Source organism: Nocardia sp. SYP-A9097 (assembly GCF_009649815.1).
In the GTDB taxonomy this organism is placed as follows: domain Bacteria; phylum Actinomycetota; class Actinomycetes; order Mycobacteriales; family Mycobacteriaceae; genus Nocardia.
Genome location: NZ_WJIC01000080.1, coordinates 1 through 1169, shown reverse-complemented (window position 1 = coordinate 1169; position 1169 = coordinate 1). Strand labels below are relative to the sequence as shown.

The 1169-nt window shown below is 66.9% G+C and carries 1 protein-coding gene; it reads left to right on the top strand.

What is annotated here, in order from left to right:
• On the top strand, positions 1–1088 hold a 1088-nt coding region (locus tag GFY24_RS40820), incomplete at its 5' end, for an IS1380 family transposase (protein ID WP_153810467.1).
• Positions 1089–1169 lie beyond the last annotated feature (81 nt).

The window sequence follows — 1169 nt, the reverse complement described above, 5'->3', positions numbered from 1 at the left end:
GCGAGTTCACCTTCGGACACGCCAAGCAGCTGGAATCGGTGCTGCGCGCGCACCTGCTCGCGTTGAGTTCGCGCGTGGATCTGTTGCCGGGCCTGGCGACGCGCGTGTTCGTCGATATCGACTCGCTGCTGCGCCCGGTCTACGGGCATCAGAAACAAGGCGCGTCCTACGGGCACACCAAGATCGCGGGCAAACAGGTGCTGCGCAAAGGACTTTCCCCACTGGCCGCCACGATCAGCACCGACCTGGCCGCCCCGGTCGTGGCGGGCATGCGGTTGCGTGCGGGCAAGACCGGCTCGGGCAAAGGCGCCGCGTCGATGGTCACCGCCGCCATCAACACCGCCCGCGCGGCGGGCGCCACCGGCCAGATCCTGGTGCGCGGCGATTCGGCCTACGGGACCCGCAAAGTCGTGCGCGCCACTGTGGGCGCCGACGCGAAATTCTCGGTCGTGATGACCCGAAACCCGGCCATCGACCGGGCGATCACGGCGATCGCCGAGGACACGTGGACACCGGTGAAGTATCCCGGCGCGGTCCGAGACCCCGATACCGGGGCATGGATCTCTGATGCCGAGGTCGCCGAAATCGGTTACACCGCTTTCGCTTCCACGAAAGACAAGACCACCGCGAGGTTGATCGTGCGACGGGTGAAAGACGCCCGCTACCCCGAGGCGTTGTTCCCGATCTGGCGGTATCACCCGTTCTTCACCAACTCCACCGAAACGACCGCGGACGCCGACATCACGCACCGTAAACACGCCGTTATCGAGACCGTGTTCGCCGATTTGATCGACGGACCTTTGGCGCACATCCCGTCGGGGCGTTTCGGGGCGAACTACGCCTGGATCGTGTGCGCCGCGATCGCTCACAACCTGTTGCGCGCCACCGGCATCCTCGCCGGCGGCGACCACGCCCGCGCTCGCGCGGGCACCCTGCGCCGCAGGATCGTCAACATTGCTGCCCGCCTGGCCCGCCCGCAACGCCGCCCGATCCTGCACCTACCCAGGCACTGGCCCTGGACTGCCGCGTGGCTCCTGTTGTGGGACAACACAATCGGCTACACGCCACCAATATCCGCCACCACCTGACCACCCCGGCCCACCAGCCCCGACCCGGAAACATACGTGGAAAAGCTGGGCAGACCAGCGGTTACCCCACACCCAAACCAG